This is a genomic window from Amycolatopsis sp. NPDC058278 (assembly GCF_042881395.1).
GTDB lineage: Bacteria > Actinomycetota > Actinomycetes > Mycobacteriales > Pseudonocardiaceae > Amycolatopsis.
Genome location: NZ_JBHVXZ010000177.1, coordinates 1 through 15,260, shown reverse-complemented (window position 1 = coordinate 15,260; position 15,260 = coordinate 1). Strand labels below are relative to the sequence as shown.

The 15,260-nt window shown below is 70.2% G+C and carries 15 protein-coding genes and 1 pseudogene; 6 read left to right on the top strand and 10 right to left on the bottom strand.

Annotation, left to right across the window (positions count from 1 at the left end; all coding sequences use genetic code 11):
• Positions 1-141: 141 nt before the first annotated feature.
• From ACFVYA_RS46180 to ACFVYA_RS46155, 6 genes are read right to left on the bottom strand one after another with little or no spacing between them, the layout of a single operon-like run.
• Positions 142-858, bottom strand: coding sequence for an ABC transporter ATP-binding protein (locus ACFVYA_RS46180; protein ID WP_387054464.1), 717 nt, complete (start codon positions 856-858; stop codon positions 142-144).
• A complete protein-coding gene (locus tag ACFVYA_RS46175; protein WP_387054462.1) occupies positions 855-2,684 on the bottom strand; it encodes an ATP-binding cassette domain-containing protein in 1,830 nt (609 codons plus the stop codon). The genes ACFVYA_RS46180 and ACFVYA_RS46175 overlap by 4 nt, the downstream gene beginning before the upstream one ends.
• Positions 2,681-3,550 carry a branched-chain amino acid ABC transporter permease gene (locus ACFVYA_RS46170; protein WP_387054460.1) on the bottom strand — a complete coding sequence of 290 codons (870 nt, stop codon included), beginning with the start codon at positions 3,548-3,550 and terminating at the stop codon, positions 2,681-2,683. Before ACFVYA_RS46170 ends, ACFVYA_RS46175 begins: the two co-directional genes overlap by 4 nt.
• Before the next feature lie 59 nt (positions 3,551-3,609).
• Complete coding sequence (locus tag ACFVYA_RS46165; protein WP_387054458.1) at positions 3,610-4,764, bottom strand: ABC transporter substrate-binding protein; 1,155 nt, start codon at positions 4,762-4,764, stop codon at positions 3,610-3,612.
• 32 nt (positions 4,765-4,796) lie between these two features.
• On the bottom strand, positions 4,797-6,542 hold the full coding sequence (locus tag ACFVYA_RS46160) for a thiamine pyrophosphate-binding protein (RefSeq protein WP_387054456.1): 1,746 nt from the start codon (positions 6,540-6,542) through the stop codon (positions 4,797-4,799).
• A 35-nt stretch (positions 6,543-6,577) separates the two neighbouring features.
• A complete protein-coding gene (locus tag ACFVYA_RS46155) occupies positions 6,578-8,056 on the bottom strand; it encodes an aldehyde dehydrogenase family protein (protein ID WP_387054454.1) in 1,479 nt (492 codons plus the stop codon).
• A 163-nt stretch (positions 8,057-8,219) separates the two neighbouring features.
• Between ACFVYA_RS46155 and ACFVYA_RS46150 the strand changes: the two genes are divergently transcribed.
• Genes ACFVYA_RS46150 through ACFVYA_RS46135 form a run of 4 tightly spaced genes read left to right on the top strand, consistent with a single transcriptional unit; the run spans position 8,220 to position 11,703 of the window.
• Positions 8,220-9,005 carry an IclR family transcriptional regulator gene (locus ACFVYA_RS46150; RefSeq protein ID WP_387054452.1) on the top strand — a complete coding sequence of 262 codons (786 nt, stop codon included), beginning with the start codon at positions 8,220-8,222 and terminating at the stop codon, positions 9,003-9,005.
• Between the two features lie 37 nt (positions 9,006-9,042).
• The gene (locus tag ACFVYA_RS46145) at positions 9,043-10,272 is read left to right on the top strand and encodes a CaiB/BaiF CoA transferase family protein (RefSeq protein WP_387054450.1); all 1,230 of its coding nucleotides are present in this window, start codon (positions 9,043-9,045) and stop codon (positions 10,270-10,272) included.
• Position 10,273: 1 nt separating this feature from the next.
• Positions 10,274-11,074 carry a citryl-CoA lyase gene (locus ACFVYA_RS46140; protein ID WP_387054448.1) on the top strand — a complete coding sequence of 267 codons (801 nt, stop codon included), beginning with the start codon at positions 10,274-10,276 and terminating at the stop codon, positions 11,072-11,074.
• Positions 11,071-11,703 (top strand): FAD-dependent oxidoreductase, encoded by a 633-nt coding sequence (locus tag ACFVYA_RS46135; protein ID WP_387054446.1) that lies wholly within the window; start codon positions 11,071-11,073, stop codon positions 11,701-11,703. Before ACFVYA_RS46140 ends, ACFVYA_RS46135 begins: the two co-directional genes overlap by 4 nt.
• Positions 11,704-11,813: 110 nt before the next feature.
• On the opposite strand, the gene ACFVYA_RS46130 is transcribed toward ACFVYA_RS46135, so the two are convergent.
• From ACFVYA_RS46130 to ACFVYA_RS46120, 3 genes are read right to left on the bottom strand one after another with little or no spacing between them, the layout of a single operon-like run.
• On the bottom strand, positions 11,814-12,401 hold the full coding sequence (locus ACFVYA_RS46130; RefSeq protein WP_387054444.1) for a TIGR03086 family metal-binding protein: 588 nt from the start codon (positions 12,399-12,401) through the stop codon (positions 11,814-11,816).
• A gap of 50 nt (positions 12,402-12,451) precedes the next feature.
• Positions 12,452-12,622: a hypothetical protein gene (locus tag ACFVYA_RS46125; RefSeq protein ID WP_387054441.1), complete on the bottom strand. Its 171-nt coding sequence runs from the start codon at positions 12,620-12,622 to the stop codon at positions 12,452-12,454.
• A gap of 43 nt (positions 12,623-12,665) precedes the next feature.
• Entirely contained in the window at positions 12,666-13,859 is a 1,194-nt protein-coding gene (locus ACFVYA_RS46120) for an alpha/beta fold hydrolase (protein WP_387054439.1), read from the bottom strand.
• A gap of 111 nt (positions 13,860-13,970) precedes the next feature.
• On the opposite strand from ACFVYA_RS46120, the gene ACFVYA_RS46115 reads away from it, so the two are divergent.
• Complete coding sequence (locus ACFVYA_RS46115) at positions 13,971-14,567, top strand: TetR/AcrR family transcriptional regulator (protein WP_387054437.1); 597 nt, start codon at positions 13,971-13,973, stop codon at positions 14,565-14,567.
• A gap of 261 nt (positions 14,568-14,828) precedes the next feature.
• On the opposite strand, the gene ACFVYA_RS46110 is transcribed toward ACFVYA_RS46115, so the two are convergent.
• Positions 14,829-14,978, bottom strand: coding sequence for a hypothetical protein (locus tag ACFVYA_RS46110; RefSeq protein WP_387054435.1), 150 nt, complete (start codon positions 14,976-14,978; stop codon positions 14,829-14,831).
• Here ACFVYA_RS46110 and ACFVYA_RS46105 point away from each other — a divergent pair.
• Positions 14,956-15,260, top strand: a pseudogene (locus tag ACFVYA_RS46105) (hypothetical protein); the annotation flags it as partial. The gene ACFVYA_RS46110 and the pseudogene ACFVYA_RS46105 overlap by 23 nt on opposite strands.

The window sequence follows — 15,260 nt, the reverse complement described above, 5'->3', positions numbered from 1 at the left end:
GGCTGCGACTTTTTTTTATAACACACTGGGCTGATGGCTACCGGCATCAAGTCCGCGGCGGGTGCGGCACCGTTCGGCCGTTGAGCCCCCGGGCGAGCCGCCCGGCGGGGCGCTCCCCGGCCGCGCGTCTCGGTGCGAGCCCTACAACCCGAGGTAGATCTGCCGGACCAGCGGATCGTGCGCCAGCTCGGCGGAGCTGCCGGTCATCGCGATCCGCCCGTTCTCCATGACCACGCACGTCTCGGTGGCCTCGAACGTCAGCTTCGCGTTCTGCTCCACCAGCAGCAGTCCGAGCCCCGACGCGGACAGCCGCTGCAGCGTGCCGAGGATCTCCTCCACCAGCTTCGGGGACAGGCCCATCGACGGCTCGTCCAGCAGCACCAGCCGGGGTTCGGACATCAGCGCGCGTCCGATGGCGAGCATCTGCTGCTGGCCGCCGGACAGCGCCCCGGCCAGGCGGTGCTGCATCTCGCCCAGTACCGGGAACATCTCGTAGACCTCGGCCAGCTTCTCCCGCGTCCGGCCCTTCCACGAGCGCAGGTACGCACCGAGCAGCAGGTTCTTCTCCACGGTCAGGCCCGTGAACACGTGCCGGCCTTCGGGCACGTAGCCGATGCCGTGGCGGACGATGTCCTTCGGCTTCACCTTGGTCAGGTCGTGGTCGCCGAGGCGCAGCGTCCCCACCTTGCGGGGCACCAGCCCCATCAACGCCTTCAACGTCGACGTCTTCCCGGCGCCGTTGGCCCCGATGATGCCCAGGCAGCGGCCGGCACCGACGGTGAACGACACGGAATTGACCGCCTGGACCCCGCCGTAGTGCACGGCAAGGTCCTCCACGACCAGGTCGCCTGGGTTCACTGCAGCGCCTCCGTCTCCACGGCTTCCACGACCTCGGCCGTGCTGAACGAGTCGCCGAGGTAGGCCTCGATGACCTCCGGCTGGACGGCGACCTCCGCGGGGGTGCCTTCGGCGATCACACGGCCGCCGGCCAGCACCGTGACGCGGTCGCACAGGGACATGACCAGTCCCATGTTGTGTTCGATCAGCACCACCGTCACGCCGCTGCCGCGGATGGACCGCACGATCTCCTGCAGCTGCCCGACCTCCTGGCCGTTGAGCCCGGCCGCGGGTTCGTCCAGGAGCAGCAGGCTGGGTCCGGCGGCCATGGCCCGGGCCAGCTCGACGCGCCGCTGGATGCCGTAGGGGAGCGACCGGGGGGCGGCTTCGGCGAAGTCGGTCAGGCCGAAGCGCTCGAGCAGCTCCGCCGCGGCCCGGCGGAGCCGTCGTTCGTGCTGCCAGATGCCGATCGGCCACACCACGTACCGCCACGCCGCGCGCATCCGGGTGCGGTCGAGGGCGACCAGGAGGTTCTCCTCGACCGTCATCTCCCCGAACAGCCGCAGGTTCTGGAACGTCCGCGACATCCCCTGGTGCGAGAGCTGGTACGGCCGGCGCCCGACCAGCTGCCGTCCGTCGAAGCTCGCGGTGCCGCCACTCGCGGTGTAGATCCCGCTGATCACGTTGAACAGCGTGGTCTTCCCGGAGCCGTTGGGGCCGACGATGCCGCGGATCTCACCGGGTGCGACCGACAGCGTCACGCCGTCCAGGGCGCGAAGTCCCTTGAACTGCTTACTGATGCCGGAGATCTCGAGAGAGCCCGACTCGGCTGTCTCCGTGGCCGGTTCGTAGGGGCGGAACGCGGTCAGCACACCCGGCGCCCGGTGCCGCCGACGCTGGACCGCCGTCCGGATCCGCCGGGGGAGCCCGGCCAGACCGGTCGGGGCGAACACGACCATGAGCACCACGACGGAGCCGTAGCCCAGCTGTGCGTAGACGGAGAAGTCGACCAGCGCCTCCCGCACCAGCGCGAGCGCGACCGCGCCGACCACGCAGCCGATGATGCTCTGCCGTCCACCGATGATGACCATCGCCAGCAGCAGGAACATGTTGGCCACGCTGAACGACTCGGGTGCGATGTAGTGGATCAGCCCGGCGTAGAGGACCCCGGCCGCGCCGCCGTAGACGCTCGCGGTGAGGAACGCTGTCATCCGCAGCAGCGGAACCGGGGCACCGACCGCGCCCGCGGCCAGCGAGTCGTCGCGCATGGCCCGCAGCCGCCGGCCGAGCGCGGTGCGGACGAGGAAGAGCGCGAACCCGATCGCGAGGGCGAAGACGATCAGCTCGAAGTAGTAGTACAGGTACTCGTTGGTCAGGTCGATCCCGAACAGCGGCGGAGCCGGGACCCCGTTGATGCCCGACGCGCCGCCGGCGACCTCGGCGTTGGTGACCCAGTTGGTGAAGGCCAGTGCGAGGCCGAGGGTGACGATGCCGAGGTAGTGCGACTGGACCCGCAGGGCCGGGACGCCGACGAAGAGCCCGGCCAACGCGGTGGCGAGCATCGCGAGCACGGCCGAAACCCAGAAGCCGAGCCCGGACGTCGTCGTGAAGATCGCCAGGGCGTAGGAGCCGATGCCGAAGAACGCGACCTGGGCGAGGTTGATCTGCCCGGCCACGCCCATCGCGAGCCCGAGACCCACGGCGAGCAGGGCGAAGACCACCGCGATGTCGACGACGTGGATGCCGTAGGTGTCCAGGCCGTAGGGCAGGAACCAGGCGGCGGCGGCGATCGCGGCGGCCGCGGCCACCTTGGCCGCGGCGGGCTTGGTGCGCAGCAGGGAGCTCATGCCCGGTTCACCGTCCGTTCGCCGAAGAACCCGGTGGGCCGGATCATGATGATGACCGTGAAGGCGAGGAACACGACCAGGTCCGAATAGCCTTGGAACTGACCGGAGGCGTACGAGTCGAGCAGGCCGATGGCGAGGCCGCCGGCGATCGCGCCGCCGATGTTGCCGAAACCACCGAGGATGGCCGCGGCGAAACCCTTGATGCCCAAGGTGCCGCCGAGCGTGGGGCTGACGTACAGCAACGGACCGACCAGCCCGCCGGCAAGGGCGGCGAGCCCGGCGCCGATCGCGAACGCGACGGCGTTGCTGCGCCCGACGTGGATGCCGACGGCCGTCGCGGCCTCGTGGTCCATGGCCACCGCCTGCATCGCGGCGCCGCGCTTGGTGCGCTGCAGGAACAGCAGGAGCAGCACCGTGGCGACGGCGGCGATCCCGAGCACCACGAGGTTGTAGGTGCGCACGCGCACGCCGAACAGGTCGAGCGGCCCGGTCTCCACCGGCGTGGGTACCGCGTGCCCGGTCGCTCCCCAGATGATGGTGGCCAGCGCCTCCAGGACCACGCCGAAGCCGATCGTGCCGATCAGCATCAGGTCGAAGTCCTTGTTTTCCAGGGGCCGCAGGACGCGCTCCATGACCAGCGCGATGAGTCCGGTGACCACCATCGCGACCACGATCGCGAGGATGAACGGCAGCCGTGAAGACATGTAGAACGTCGAGGCCGCGTACGCGCCGACCATGACCACTTGGCCGTGGGCGAAGTTCACCAGGCCCATGGTGCGGTAGACGATCGAGAAGCCCATCGCGACGAGGGCGTAGACGGCACCGAAACTCAGCCCGCCGACGAGGGTCTGGAGCAGAACTTGCATTGAGGGGTCCTTTCACCGGCGGGGGCCGCGCGTGGTCCGCGCGGCCCCTCGGGGGCGAGTCAGCTGGCGGGAGCCGCGACGAGCTTGCCGCCGGTGATGACACCGATCGACGTGGCGTGGATGCCGACCCCGGTCTGGTCGAACGTGAAGCTGCCGAGCAGCCCGGGGTACTTGGTGCCGCGGATGGCGTCGGCCAGCTGCTGGCCGGTGGCGCCGTTCGACGTCTTCAGCGCGGTGAGGAAGATGCTGGTGCCGTCGTAGGCCTTGGCGCCGTGCAGTTCCGCGTCCTCGTTGTAGGCCGCCTTGTAGGCCTGGGCGAACTGGCGGGCCGCGTCGCTGGTCTCGTTGCTGAGGTACGGGCTGCTGACGACGGTGCCTTCGGCGTTGCTCGCGCCGGCCGTGGTGAGGTACACGGTCGTGCCCATCGGTGCAGCGCCGGCGATCGTGGCGGTGATGCCGAGCTCGCGGGCCTGCTTGACGATCAGGCCCGCCTCGACCTCCTCGGTCCCGACGAACAGCACCTGCGGGTTCTTCTGCCGGATCGAGGTCAGCGCGGCGCTGAAGTCCTTCTGGTCGGTGGTGACCACCTGGTCGTCGACCGGCTTGACCCCACGGCCGGCCAGTGCCTTGCCGAACGCGTCGTGCTCGCCCTTGCCGTAGGAGCCGTTGTTGGTGATGAAGGCGATGTTCTTCTGGGCCTTCTGGTCCACGAGGTACTTCGCGAGCGTCTCGTCGTAGGTCGTGCTCGTCGGGCCGTTGAGGAACTGGAACGGGCTCTTGACCGCGATGATGGACGGCGACTGCCCGGAGGTGATGCTCGGGATCTTCGCCTGCTGCAGGACCGGCGCCATCGCCACGGTGACCGCGCTTTCGGCGGTGCCGATCATCGCGGTGTAGCCCTCGCTGGAGATCTTGCGCGCCAGGTTGGTCCCGACGGTGGGGTCGCCGGCGTCGTCGAACACGTCGAGCTGGATCTTGCGGCCGTTCACCCCGCCCTTGGCGTTCCACTGGTCGACCGCCAGCTTCGCGCCCTTGTACTCCCACGCACCCAGCGAACTGAGCTGGCCGCTCTGGGCGTTGACCACGGCGATCTTGACCGGGCCGCTGCTGTCCGAAGTGGACGGCGATGAGCCGCCGGGCGCGCTGCACGCGGCCGTTCCCGCGGCCAGCAGGGTCAGCGAGGCGAGCAGTCGTCTGAATCCGGGTCGGTGCATGGGGGACACTCCGTTGTGTGCGGTGGCGGGGGTCATTCGAAGACGCCTTGGTAGATGTCGTTGATGTTCCAGTGCCCCGGGGTCGGGACCGGCTCGTTGACCATGGGGACGTCGAGCACGGCGGGGCGTCGGTTCTCGATCGCCTCGCGCAGTGCGGCGGCGAGGTCCTCGGGGCCTTCGACGGTGTAGCCGTCGGCGCCGCACGACCGGCCGAAGGCCGCGAAGTCGGGGGAGTAGGGGTTGCCGTCGCGGTCGCGGAACTCGCAGCCGAAGCTCCGGCCGAAGTTGTGGGCCTGCAGGTCCGCGATCGTGCCGTGCGCCCGGTTGTTCATCACGACGAACAGCACGGGCAGGCCCTGTTCGACGGCCAGGGGCACGGCGGGCAGCTGGGCGCTCATCCCGCCGTCGCCGACGAGCGCGACGACGACGCGGTCCGGCTGGGCCAGCTGCACGCCGACCGCGGCCGCCGGGCCGAAGCCCATCGTGGACGCGCCGCCCGGGGTGATGAACCGGCCCCCTTCGGGCAGTTCGTAGCACTGGGCGACGCCGTTCTTGTTCCAGCCGACGTCGGTGACCAGCACCGCGTCCGCGGGGAGCGTCGTGCGCAGGTCCTCCAGGATCCGTTCGGGGCGCAGCGGGAAGTCGGTGCTGCGGCCGCGTTCCTGGCTCGCCGAGAACAGCTCCGCGCGGACGGTGCCGATCTGCTCGCGGACGTCGGCCCGCTCGACGGGCTCGGGCACCAGGGCCTTGACGGCGGCGGTGATCGACGGCACGGCGTGCTCGACGTCGGCGACCGCGCCGATCTCGACGGGGTAGTTGCGCCCGATCTCCGCCGGGTCGAGGTCGATCTGGATCAGCCGGCCCGGCGGGAACGCCCAGGTGTACTCGTCGTTCCACGAGCTGGCGTCGGTCTCGGCGAACCGGGTCGCGAGAGCGAGGACTACGTCGGCTTTGCGGGTGTACTCGTTGGTCAGCTCGAGGCCCCAGAACCCGGTCATGCCCATGACGAGCGGGTGGCGGTCGGGCAGGGTGCCCTTGGCCATCAGGGAGTGGGCCACCGGGATGTCGAGGTGCTCGACGAGGTCGAGCAGCGCGGCCCGGCCTTCCGGCGAACGGAGGCCGCCGCCGACGTACACGAGCGGACGTTCGGCGCCGGCCAGCGCCTGCGCGATCCGGCGGGCGTCGGCGTCGGACAGCGCGGGCTTCGCGGTGTGGGCGACCAGCGGGTACTCGACGAGCGGTACTTCGCGCGAGAAGTGGTCCATCGGGACGTTGAGCAGGACGGCGCCCGGACGGCCCGAGGTCGCCGTCCAGAACGCGCGCTCGGTGAACCGGGCGAGGTCCTCGGCGCGGTGCACGTGCCAGGCCCGCTTGACGAAGGGGCGGTAGATGGCGGTTTGGTCGGCATCGGCGTGCAGGTTGACTTCCTGGTGCGGGTGCCTGCCGTGGTAGTACGACGGGACGTCGCCGGAGATCGTGATCAGCGGCACCGAGTCGAACGCCGCGGTGGCCACGCCGGTGACCGCGTTCATCATGCCGGGGCCGACGTGCACGAGCAGGACGCCGGGCTTGCCGGTGGCGCGGGCGTACCCGTCGGCGGCGTGGGCGGCGGCCTGCTCGTGGCGCGCCATGACGAACTTGATGCGGCTGCGGCCCAGCGCGTCCAGGAACGCGATGTTGGTGTGCCCGCACAGACCGAAGACGTATTCGACGCCGTAGGACTCCAGCTGGCGGACGAGCGCGTCGGCGGCGGTGATGGTCGGGGCGGGGTGGCTCATCGAAGTCGAACTCCTCGGTCGCTCGGCGGTCTCGGTCACTGCTCGCCCCAGATGGACAGGTTGCGCAGCAACAGGGTCTTGACGACGGTGTAGTCGTCGATCATGTGCGCGGGGGATTCGCGGCCGAAGCCGGAGTCCTTGACCCCGCCGAAGGGCACGTGGTCCAGGCGGAAGTTCGACGAGCCGTTGACGATGAGCCCGCCCACCTGCAGTTCCCGCCAGGCGGTGAAGACCGCGCCGATGTCCTGGGTGAAGATCCCGGCCTGCAGCCCGAACCGGCTGGTGTTGCACGAGGCGATGACCGTGTCCAGGTCGTCGAACGGCAGCACGGCGACCAGGGCGCCGAACACTTCCTCGACGACGAGGGTGGCGTCCGGTGCGGGGTCGGCGACGATCGTGGGCAGCAGGGTCGCGCCGTCGCGCTTGCCGCCCAGCAGCACCCGCGCGCCGTTCGCCGCCGCTTCGGAGGTCCACTTTTCGACGCGGGCGGCGGCCTCTTCGTCGACCATTGAGCCGATGTCGGTGGCCGGGTCGAGCGGGTCGCCGACCCGCAGGCCCTCGACCTCGGTGCGGAACGCGGTGAGGAAGTCCTCGAACCGGCTGCGGTGCACGTAGACCCGCTGGACGGAGATGCAGCTCTGGCCGGAGTTGCTGTAGCCGGTGCGGGCGCAGGTCTTGGCGGCGAGGGCGATGTCGGCGTCCGCGCAGACGAGCGTCGCGGCGTTCCCGCCGAGTTCCAGCACCAGCCGTTTCGCCCCGGCGGCGCGGGCGACCGCGTTGCCGGTTTCGGCGCTGCCGGTGAAGCTGATGACGGCGACCTCACGGGCCGCGCACAGGGCGGCACCGACATCTCCGCCGCCGTGCAGCAGCTGCACTGCCTCTGGCGGCAGGCCCGCTTCCAGGAGCAGCGCCACCACGGCCGCGGTCGTGGCGGGCGCCTGCGGCGGGGCCTTGACCAGCGTGGTGTTGCCGGCCGCGAACGAGGCGCCGAGTTTGTGGGCCAGCAGGTTCGCCGGTGCGTTGAACGGGGTGATCGCCAAGGCCACCCCGGCCGGCGCGCGGTAGGTCAGCGCCGTGTTGCCCACTCCGCGTTCCCAGCCGGCGACCGGCAGGTTCTCGCCGCCGATGTGGCGGGTTTCGGCGGCGCAGACGGCGAAGGTGTCGGCGACCCGGTCGAGCTCGCCCCGCCCGTCCTTGAGCGGCTTCCCGAGCTCGAGGGCGATCAGCCGGGCGATGTCGTCCCGATGTTCTGCGGCCAGCCGCGACGCGCGCTCGAGGATCGCCGCGCGGGTCGCCGGGGCCACGCGCGCGACGACGGGCGCGGACGCGGCGGCGTACCGGAGGGCGCGGGCGACCTGGCCGTCGTCCGCGATGAAGGACGTGGACACGACTTTGCGCTGGTAGGGGCCGATGCGTTCAGCGGCCGATCCGTCGCGGGACCACTGCCCGGCGACGAACGCGGCGGCCTCGACCGGGCTGTCGGATTTCGCGGCTTCGAGGATCTGCTCCAGCACCGCCACACTCCCTTGTGAACCATCAAACGGCACATCTGGACCGCTCTGCGGACTCCGTGTAACGTACGGTCAGCCACCTGCCGGTGGCAAGAGCGGGATCTGAAACTGTTGCGAACTGGTCCACCGGCCGGGGACCCGCAATGCGACGAAGGGGTGTGCACCGATGAAGGCTGACGGGGCCGAGGAGCGAGAGGGCTCGTCCGGCGAAGGGGGTGTACGGAGCGTTCAGCGCGCCCTGGACATCCTCGGGTTGCTGACCGACGAACGGCCCGCCGTCACGATCTCCGACATCGTGAAGGCGACCGGCCTCGCGAAGACGACGGCGATCCGGCTCGCGCAGACGCTGGAGCTGAACGGCTTGCTGTGGTCGACCAGCAACGGCTACATGGCCGGACCCGGGCTGTGGCGGTGGGCACACCTCGCGCGGCAAAGCTGGGAGCTGCCACCGGAGATGATGCAGCTGATGCGCGAGCTCGGCGATCGTCAGCGGGAGACGGTGAACCTCTACGTCCGTCGGGACATGTACCGGGTTTGCGTTGCCCAGCAGGAAAGCCCGCAGCCGCTGCGGCACGTCGTGCGCGTCGGTGACGAACTCCCGCTGTGGGGCGGCGCTTCGTCGAAAGTCTTGCTCCGCGACGCTCCTCCTGCTTTGCTGAAGCGGATCGCGCGCAGTTCCCCTTACGGTGCCGACCATGCGGACAGTCTCCACAAAGGACTGACCGAGGCGGCGGACCAGGGGTACGCGGTGAGTCACGGCGAACGCGAAGCGGGTCTGTCGGCCGTGGCGGTCCCCGTGCTCGGCAAGAACGGTGCTGTCGCCGCCGCGTTGTCGTTGAGCGGCCCCACCGTCCGATTCTCCGAGGACCGGGTCGCCGAGTTCGTCGCCGATCTCACCGAGTCCGCAACGCGGATGAGCGAGCGGGGATTCGACCATCCGTTCGCCGGCTGACTCCGGCCGGGCTCGTCGTCTGGTGCAAGGAGAGGGAATGACGAAACGACCGCTTCGCGGTATCCGGGTGCTCGACCTGACCAACGTCCTCGCCGGACCGTACTGCAGCTATCAGCTGATGCTGTTCGGCGCCGAGGTGGTCAAGATCGAGCTGCCGGGTTCGGGCGACCTCGCCCGGAACCTGGGGCCGGACGCGGCCTTGAACCGGGCCGGGATCGGTACGTCGTTCCTGGCGCAGAACGCCGGCAAGAAGTCGATCGAACTCAACCTCAAGGACACGGGCCAGCGAGAGCTCTTCCAGGACCTGGTCCGCGGCGCGGACGTCGTCCTCGAGAACTACCGGGCCGGCGTGCTCGACCGGCTCGGCTTCGGCTGGGACCGCCTGCGTGCGCTCAACCCCGGGCTGGTGTACTGCGCCATCTCGGGGTTCGGGCAGAGCGGACCGATGAGCCAGGCGCCGGCCTACGACCAGATCATCCAAGGCCTCTCGGGCATGATGAGCGTGACCGGCACGCCGGAGACAGCACCGCTGCGCGTGGGATTCCCGGTCTCGGACACCGTCGGCGGCCTGATGGCCGCCCTCGCCATCTCGGCCGCCCTGGTCGGCCGCGACCGCACCGGTGAAGGGTCCTTTCTGGACCTTTCGATGCTCGAGGCGTCCATTTCGGCCATGGGCTGGGCGGTCTCGAACTACGTCATCAGCGGGATCCCGCCGGTCCCGATGGGGCGCGACAACGCGACGGCGGCACCCTCGGGCACGTTCTTCGCCGCGGACGGCCCGCTCAACATCGCGGCGAACCGCCAGGAGCAGTTCGTCACCCTGTGCTCGCTCGTCGGGCGGCCCGAGTTGACCACCGACCCTCGCTTCGCCGACCGTGAAGACCGCAAGGCCCATCGCGCGGACCTCGACGCGGAGCTGAACCAGGCCCTGGGCGCGCGGCCCGCGCTCGAATGGGAGCAGCTGCTGTCCGGCGCGGGAGTGCCGGCCGCCCGGATCCTCACCGTGCCCCAGGCGCTGGAGTCCGAACAGCTCGCCCATCGCGGCTTCTTTACGGAACTGCCGTTTCCCGGCGAGCCCGAGCGCGTCCTGCGGGCCAGCGGCAACGGCGTCCTCGTGGACGGCGAACCCTTGCGGGCGAGTGGACGGCCGCCACTGCTCGGCGAACACAACGACGAAGCCGTGCTGCTGGCCCGCCGGTGGAACGATGCCCCGCCCCTCCCGCGCCCCGCTCCGGAACGGTCGTTCGCGCCCGTGGACAAGGACTGAAATGGACACTGGAACGACGTCGGTGGCCGACTGGTGGGCCACCGGGATCTGCCGCATGGAACCGGGGGTGGTCGAGCTGCGCGGGATCCCGGTGCAGGAGCTGATCGGTTCCCACGGTTTCGTCGCCACGATCTGGTTGATGGTGCGGGGAACGAGCCCGTCACCACGGGAAGCGGCGTTGCTCGAAGCCGCGATGGTGGCGTCGGTGGACCACGGTCCGCAAGCGCCGTCCATCGCGATCGCGCGGATGACGGCGACCTGCGGAGTCGGCCTGAACAACGCGATGGCGTCCGGGGTCAACGCGCTGGGCGACTCCCACGGCGGTGCCGGGCAACAGTGCGTCGAGGTGTTGTCGGCGATCGTCGAGCGCGAAGCCGCCGGCGATCGTCTCGAAGCCGCGGCTGAAGCCGTCGTGACGGAGTTCCGGAAGCACAGCCGCTACCTGCCCGGCTTCGGGCACCGCTTCCACCCGCGTGACCCACGCCGTGATCCCTTGCTGGGGCTGGTGGACGAGGCGGCCGCGGACGGTGTCGTGGCGGGGAACCACTTGCGCGCGGCGCGTGCGGTGGAGGAGCTGCTGAACCGGGGCCGGACCAAGCCGATCCCGATGAACATCGACGGCGCCACCGCGGTGATCTACGCCGAGCTGGGGTTTCCGCCGCCCCTGGCGCGGGGGTTGTTCGTGCTCAGCCGCAGCGTCGGAATCCTGGCCCACGCCTGGGAAGAGACGACGCAGGGCCGGCGGAACAAGGGCCCGATGCCGACGTCGATCCTGCCGGCCGCACTGCCGGCCCAGGTGTGACCGGCCACGCGGTCGATCTGCTGGTCCTCGGCTCCGGCGCGGCCGGTCTCGCGGCGGCCGTCACCGGGGCCGCCGAGGGACTTTCGGTGCTGGTGCTGGAGAAGACCGAGTGGCTCGGCGGCACGAGCGCCTACTCGGCCGGAACCTCCTGGATCCCAGGACACCGGCACCAGCCCGACCCGGCCGCCGACGTCGCGGAGGCGCGCAGGTACCTCGACGTGCTCGTCGGCGACCGGGCGCCACGCGAACTGCGGGAGACCTACCTGCGCCACGGGCCGGAAGCGATCGAGTACTTCGAACGGCTCGGGCTCCGGTTCTGGCATTCGGCGAGTGTGGTCGACTACCACCCGGAACTGCCGGGCTCGGGAATCGGCCGGGCGCTGGAACCGTACGGCAACGCGCTCGTCGCCGCCCTTTACGACCAGCTCACGCGCCGCTCCGGGAGCGTCTGGTTCACCGCGCGCACGGCCGAGCTGCCGTCGTCCGAGACCGGCCTGCCGAGGAAGGCCGGCAGCCGCACGTGCGGCGGTGCCTTTGCGGGGCCGGCTTCTCCGGTCCGAACATGCCGGGCTGACGGAAGGCGTCCATGTCCAGCTGTTGCCTGTGACCTTCTGCTGCCACGGCGGTAGGCTGAGCCGGGCCTTGGTGAGGGTGACGACCTGGGGTGCTTCCAGGGGTAGAAGCGGTCGCCGACTTCCGATCGTACGATCTCGATGTTGTGGTCACGATCGCCGGCACGTCACTTGGCCCGCGGGGCGAGGTCGCGGCCGAGGAAGGCCAGGAGCCGCCGGTGAGCGAGGGCGTCTGCGAGCTGGTGGAGTTCGGGGCCGAACATTCCGGGGCGGCGGAAAGCATCGAAGTCCATGCCGCGGATGGTGGTGAGCAGGTCATCGCAGGCAGGGGCGTCCACCGTCGTCTCTTGGTCGGTGGCGATCGCGAGGTCGACGCCGTGCCCCAGGACCTCGGTGAGATGGATGAGTGCGGCCATCGGCCCGGGGACCTCCCCGAAGGCCAGCCGCACGGTTGTCTCCAGGGCACCCGCGCGGTGCCAGGCCGCGCGGTCGAGCCGGGCGGCGTCGGCGAAGGCGCCTTGGGGGTCGGTGCCCAGCCAGTCGTCCTCGTGCTTGCCGCCGGGGTCAGTGCGGGTCAGTTCGGCGGCGAAGATGTGCATGCCGCCGACCAGGTGGTTGAGTTCGGTCCGCACATTCCATCCCTGGCAGGGCGTGGGGGCGGCGAGGTGGTCGTCGGTGATGCCCTTGACGATGGCTGCGGTCATGTCGATGGCCCGGTCGATCCGTTCAATGACGCTGTTCATCGAGCTGCTCATTTCAGTGTCCGTCGTATTCGAGGATTGATCAGGTCCGGCCGTGCTGGTGCTCACGGCTCGACCCGGCTTTGCGAGTGGGTCGGGCGAGTGCGAAGGCGGACGAGGAGGGGTGCGCCGCAGGCGGCGGCCAGGGGGGCCAGGAACCACATGATGAAGGCGTAGGGGAGCAGCCAGGCGAGGGCGGCGCTGAGTCCGGGCTCCGGCCGCGCGTCTGCGCTCATGCGAACTCCTCGGATCTTCGATGTGATTTCGGAAAGGGCGAACTCAGAGGGTCTGGTCGAGCCAGTCGTACATGTGCTGGTGGAGGGTGGAGCGGCCGCCGTAGGCGCAGTGCTCGCCGGTTCCCTGGACCTCGGCAAGGGTGATGAGGGTGCTGGACCCCTTGAGTGCTTGGTGCAGGCGGGCCGGCTCGCCGCTGAAGAAGGCGTCGTTGGCCGGGTCGAAGATCAGCGCCGGGGTGGTGATCTGCTGAACGACCCCCTCGAGGGTGTAAGCGCTGGAGCGGCGCCCGTAGTCGGCGAACGAACTGGCGCCGAACGTCCACACGCCGTTGCGCAGCGCCCAGCGCAAGGACGTGTTGTGCGCGGTCGCCATCGTCAGGGCGTGCTCGGCCTCGGCGTCCCGACCGTCCAGGATCCACTGGAGCAACCACGGCGGGAGCAGCCGGGTGGTGGCGTCGAAGTAGCTGTAGATGCCGCCGTCCAGGACGAGTGCGGCAGCGCGGTCGTCGAACGCCGCGGCGCGCGGGACGAGGTGGCCGCCGAAGCTGTAGCCGTGCAGGACGATGCGGTCGGGGTCGACCTCGGGGCGGGTCAGGGCGTAGTCCAGCACGGGGGTGATGACCGCCTCCCAGTCGGGCCGGAAGAACAGCCGCTGCTCGCGCAGTGCCGCGCCCTGTCCGGGACCGTCGTAGGCCAGGCAGTTGTAGCCGCGGCGCAGCGCGGCAGCCGCGACCGCGAAGTAGGCCTCTTCCAGGATCGAGTCGAAGCCGCTGGTGAAGATCACGGTGGGACGCGGCGTGAGCGAGTCGTCCACCAGGAAGAGGTAACCGGGAAGGGTGGTGTCCTCGTAGGGGATCGCGACCGGTTCCACGGGGGTATCGAGCTGAGCGGCGGCGGTGGCGAACGTGTCCCGCGCCAGCCTCGACAGTTCCTTGGCCCGGTCGTCGTTGAACGGGTCGTCGCGCAGGTAGAACTCGGCCGTTCGGTAGTAGTTCGACGCCCGCAGCAGGGCCTCGCGGGCGCTGACCCGGTGCCCGGCCGCCAGGGCCTCATCGCCCAGTTCGTGGACGCGGGCCGCGGTGGCGCGCCACTGGTGGTACCAGGCGTCCTCGTCCCCGTCCGGGATGGCCCGGGCGGTGACGATCACCTCGCCCAGGTCAGCCCCGCCATAGGGGGCGAAGCACGCCGTGCGCAAGGTCTCGAAGGAGAAGGATTCATCGTCGAAAAGAAACTTCACCGAGCACTCCGATCGTTACCCGAGACGGTACGGGTCCGTCTCGTCATGTGCTCGAACGTAGCCTCTCGCTAGTCGATACGCAACCGTTCCGTCTCGGGTATGCTCGGCGGTATGAGCCGCTCACCAGTAGCCCGCTCGCGCGGCGGGCCGGTACTTCAGGACGCCGTCACCGACGCGATCCGCACCGCGTTCTTCGAAGAGCTCGCCGAGGTCGGCTACGAGCGGTTGTCGTTGGAGGCCGTGGCCCGGCGTGCCGGCTCGGGCAAGGCCGCCATCTACCGGCGCTGGCCGTCCAAGGAGGTCATGACCGTCGAGCTGATCGCCCAAGTCTCAATTGCCGCAACCGACACCCCCGACACCGGAACCCTGCGCGGCGACGTTCTGGCCTTCCTGACCGCAGTCGACGCGGCGCTCCGGCATCCGCTGGTGTCGCGAATCCTGCCCGACTTGTTCGCCGCAAGCGTCCACCACCCCACCATCGCCGCCTCCCTGCGCGACAGGGTCGGCGGTGCCCGACGCGAGAAAGCGGTCAACGTCCTTCGCCGGGCCGTGGAACGCGGAGAGCTCGCTCCCGGCAACGACTTCGAACTCGGCCTGGACCTGCTGGCAGGCCCCCTCTACTGGAGCGCCGCCATCCGCCAAGCCCCCGCCGACCCGGCCCGTCTGCAGCGGCTCGCCGACAAGTTGGTGGCCGCCCTCGCGGCATAGCGAGCGTTCCCCCGCACCACCCGGGTCACGGCCGGCTGATGAGGCCGACGTGATCCGGTCAGCCCTTTCTGGCTCGTGGGCAGGCCCGAGTTCGCGCGGGGCGTAGTCGCAGGGCAGTCGCTCCGGGTCCGGTCGATCACACCGGATCGGGGTGGAGGAGTGCTGCGGCGAGCGGTGTCTGGCGGTAGAGACCGTTGCCAGAGCGAGGGCGACCCGAGCGAGGTCGTCCTCGATGGTGGTGAGCGGGCTGGTCGGGCTCGGCTACAGGAAATCCGGCCCGTATCCGTTGCTCGGGGCGGCGGCGTCCAGCAGTCCCAGATCGAGCCGGGCGACGACGGGCTGGACATCGCGCAGCCACGACAAGTACCAGCCGTGGCGACCCGGCTTCTTGAGCACCAGAAGTGCCGACATCGTTTCCTGCAGCGGCGAGATCGCGAACCTGGTCCCGGTCCTGATCGACGCGGCCGACCGCACACCGGCCAACGCCCTCTTCGGGCTGGGCCGAACCCTGACGCTCACCGTCGGGCCGGGCTTGGGCGGCCTGCTGGGAGCAGCTCCCGGAGGCGTCCACACCGCGCTGGCCGTGGACGCGGCCACCTTTCTCGCGTCGGCCTTGCTGCTGAGGGGACTCCCGGCGAGCGCGCCGGCCCGGGATCCTGATGCGGTCACGGGAGTGTGGGCCGAAGCGGGCGA

Excerpts from the sequence above, each read along its gene's own strand:
- ACFVYA_RS46125 (WP_387054441.1), bottom strand. The coding sequence starts at position 12,622 with ATGAGCGCAGACGCGCGGCCGGAGCCCGGACTCAGCGCCGCCCTCGCC.
- ACFVYA_RS46115 (WP_387054437.1), top strand. The coding sequence starts at position 13,971 with ATGAGCCGCTCACCAGTAGCCCGCTCGCGCGGCGGGCCGGTACTTCAG.
- ACFVYA_RS46165 (WP_387054458.1), bottom strand. The coding sequence starts at position 4,764 with ATGCACCGACCCGGATTCAGACGACTGCTCGCCTCGCTGACCCTGCTG.
- ACFVYA_RS46150 (WP_387054452.1), top strand. The coding sequence starts at position 8,220 with ATGAAGGCTGACGGGGCCGAGGAGCGAGAGGGCTCGTCCGGCGAAGGG.
- ACFVYA_RS46175 (WP_387054462.1), bottom strand. The coding sequence starts at position 2,684 with ATGAGCTCCCTGCTGCGCACCAAGCCCGCCGCGGCCAAGGTGGCCGCG.
- ACFVYA_RS46145 (WP_387054450.1), top strand. The coding sequence starts at position 9,043 with ATGACGAAACGACCGCTTCGCGGTATCCGGGTGCTCGACCTGACCAAC.
- ACFVYA_RS46110 (WP_387054435.1), bottom strand. The coding sequence starts at position 14,978 with ATGTCGGCACTTCTGGTGCTCAAGAAGCCGGGTCGCCACGGCTGGTAC.
- ACFVYA_RS46160 (WP_387054456.1), bottom strand. The coding sequence starts at position 6,542 with ATGAGCCACCCCGCCCCGACCATCACCGCCGCCGACGCGCTCGTCCGC.
- ACFVYA_RS46170 (WP_387054460.1), bottom strand. The coding sequence starts at position 3,550 with ATGCAAGTTCTGCTCCAGACCCTCGTCGGCGGGCTGAGTTTCGGTGCC.
- ACFVYA_RS46130 (WP_387054444.1), bottom strand. The coding sequence starts at position 12,401 with ATGAGCAGCTCGATGAACAGCGTCATTGAACGGATCGACCGGGCCATC.
- ACFVYA_RS46140 (WP_387054448.1), top strand. The coding sequence starts at position 10,274 with ATGGACACTGGAACGACGTCGGTGGCCGACTGGTGGGCCACCGGGATC.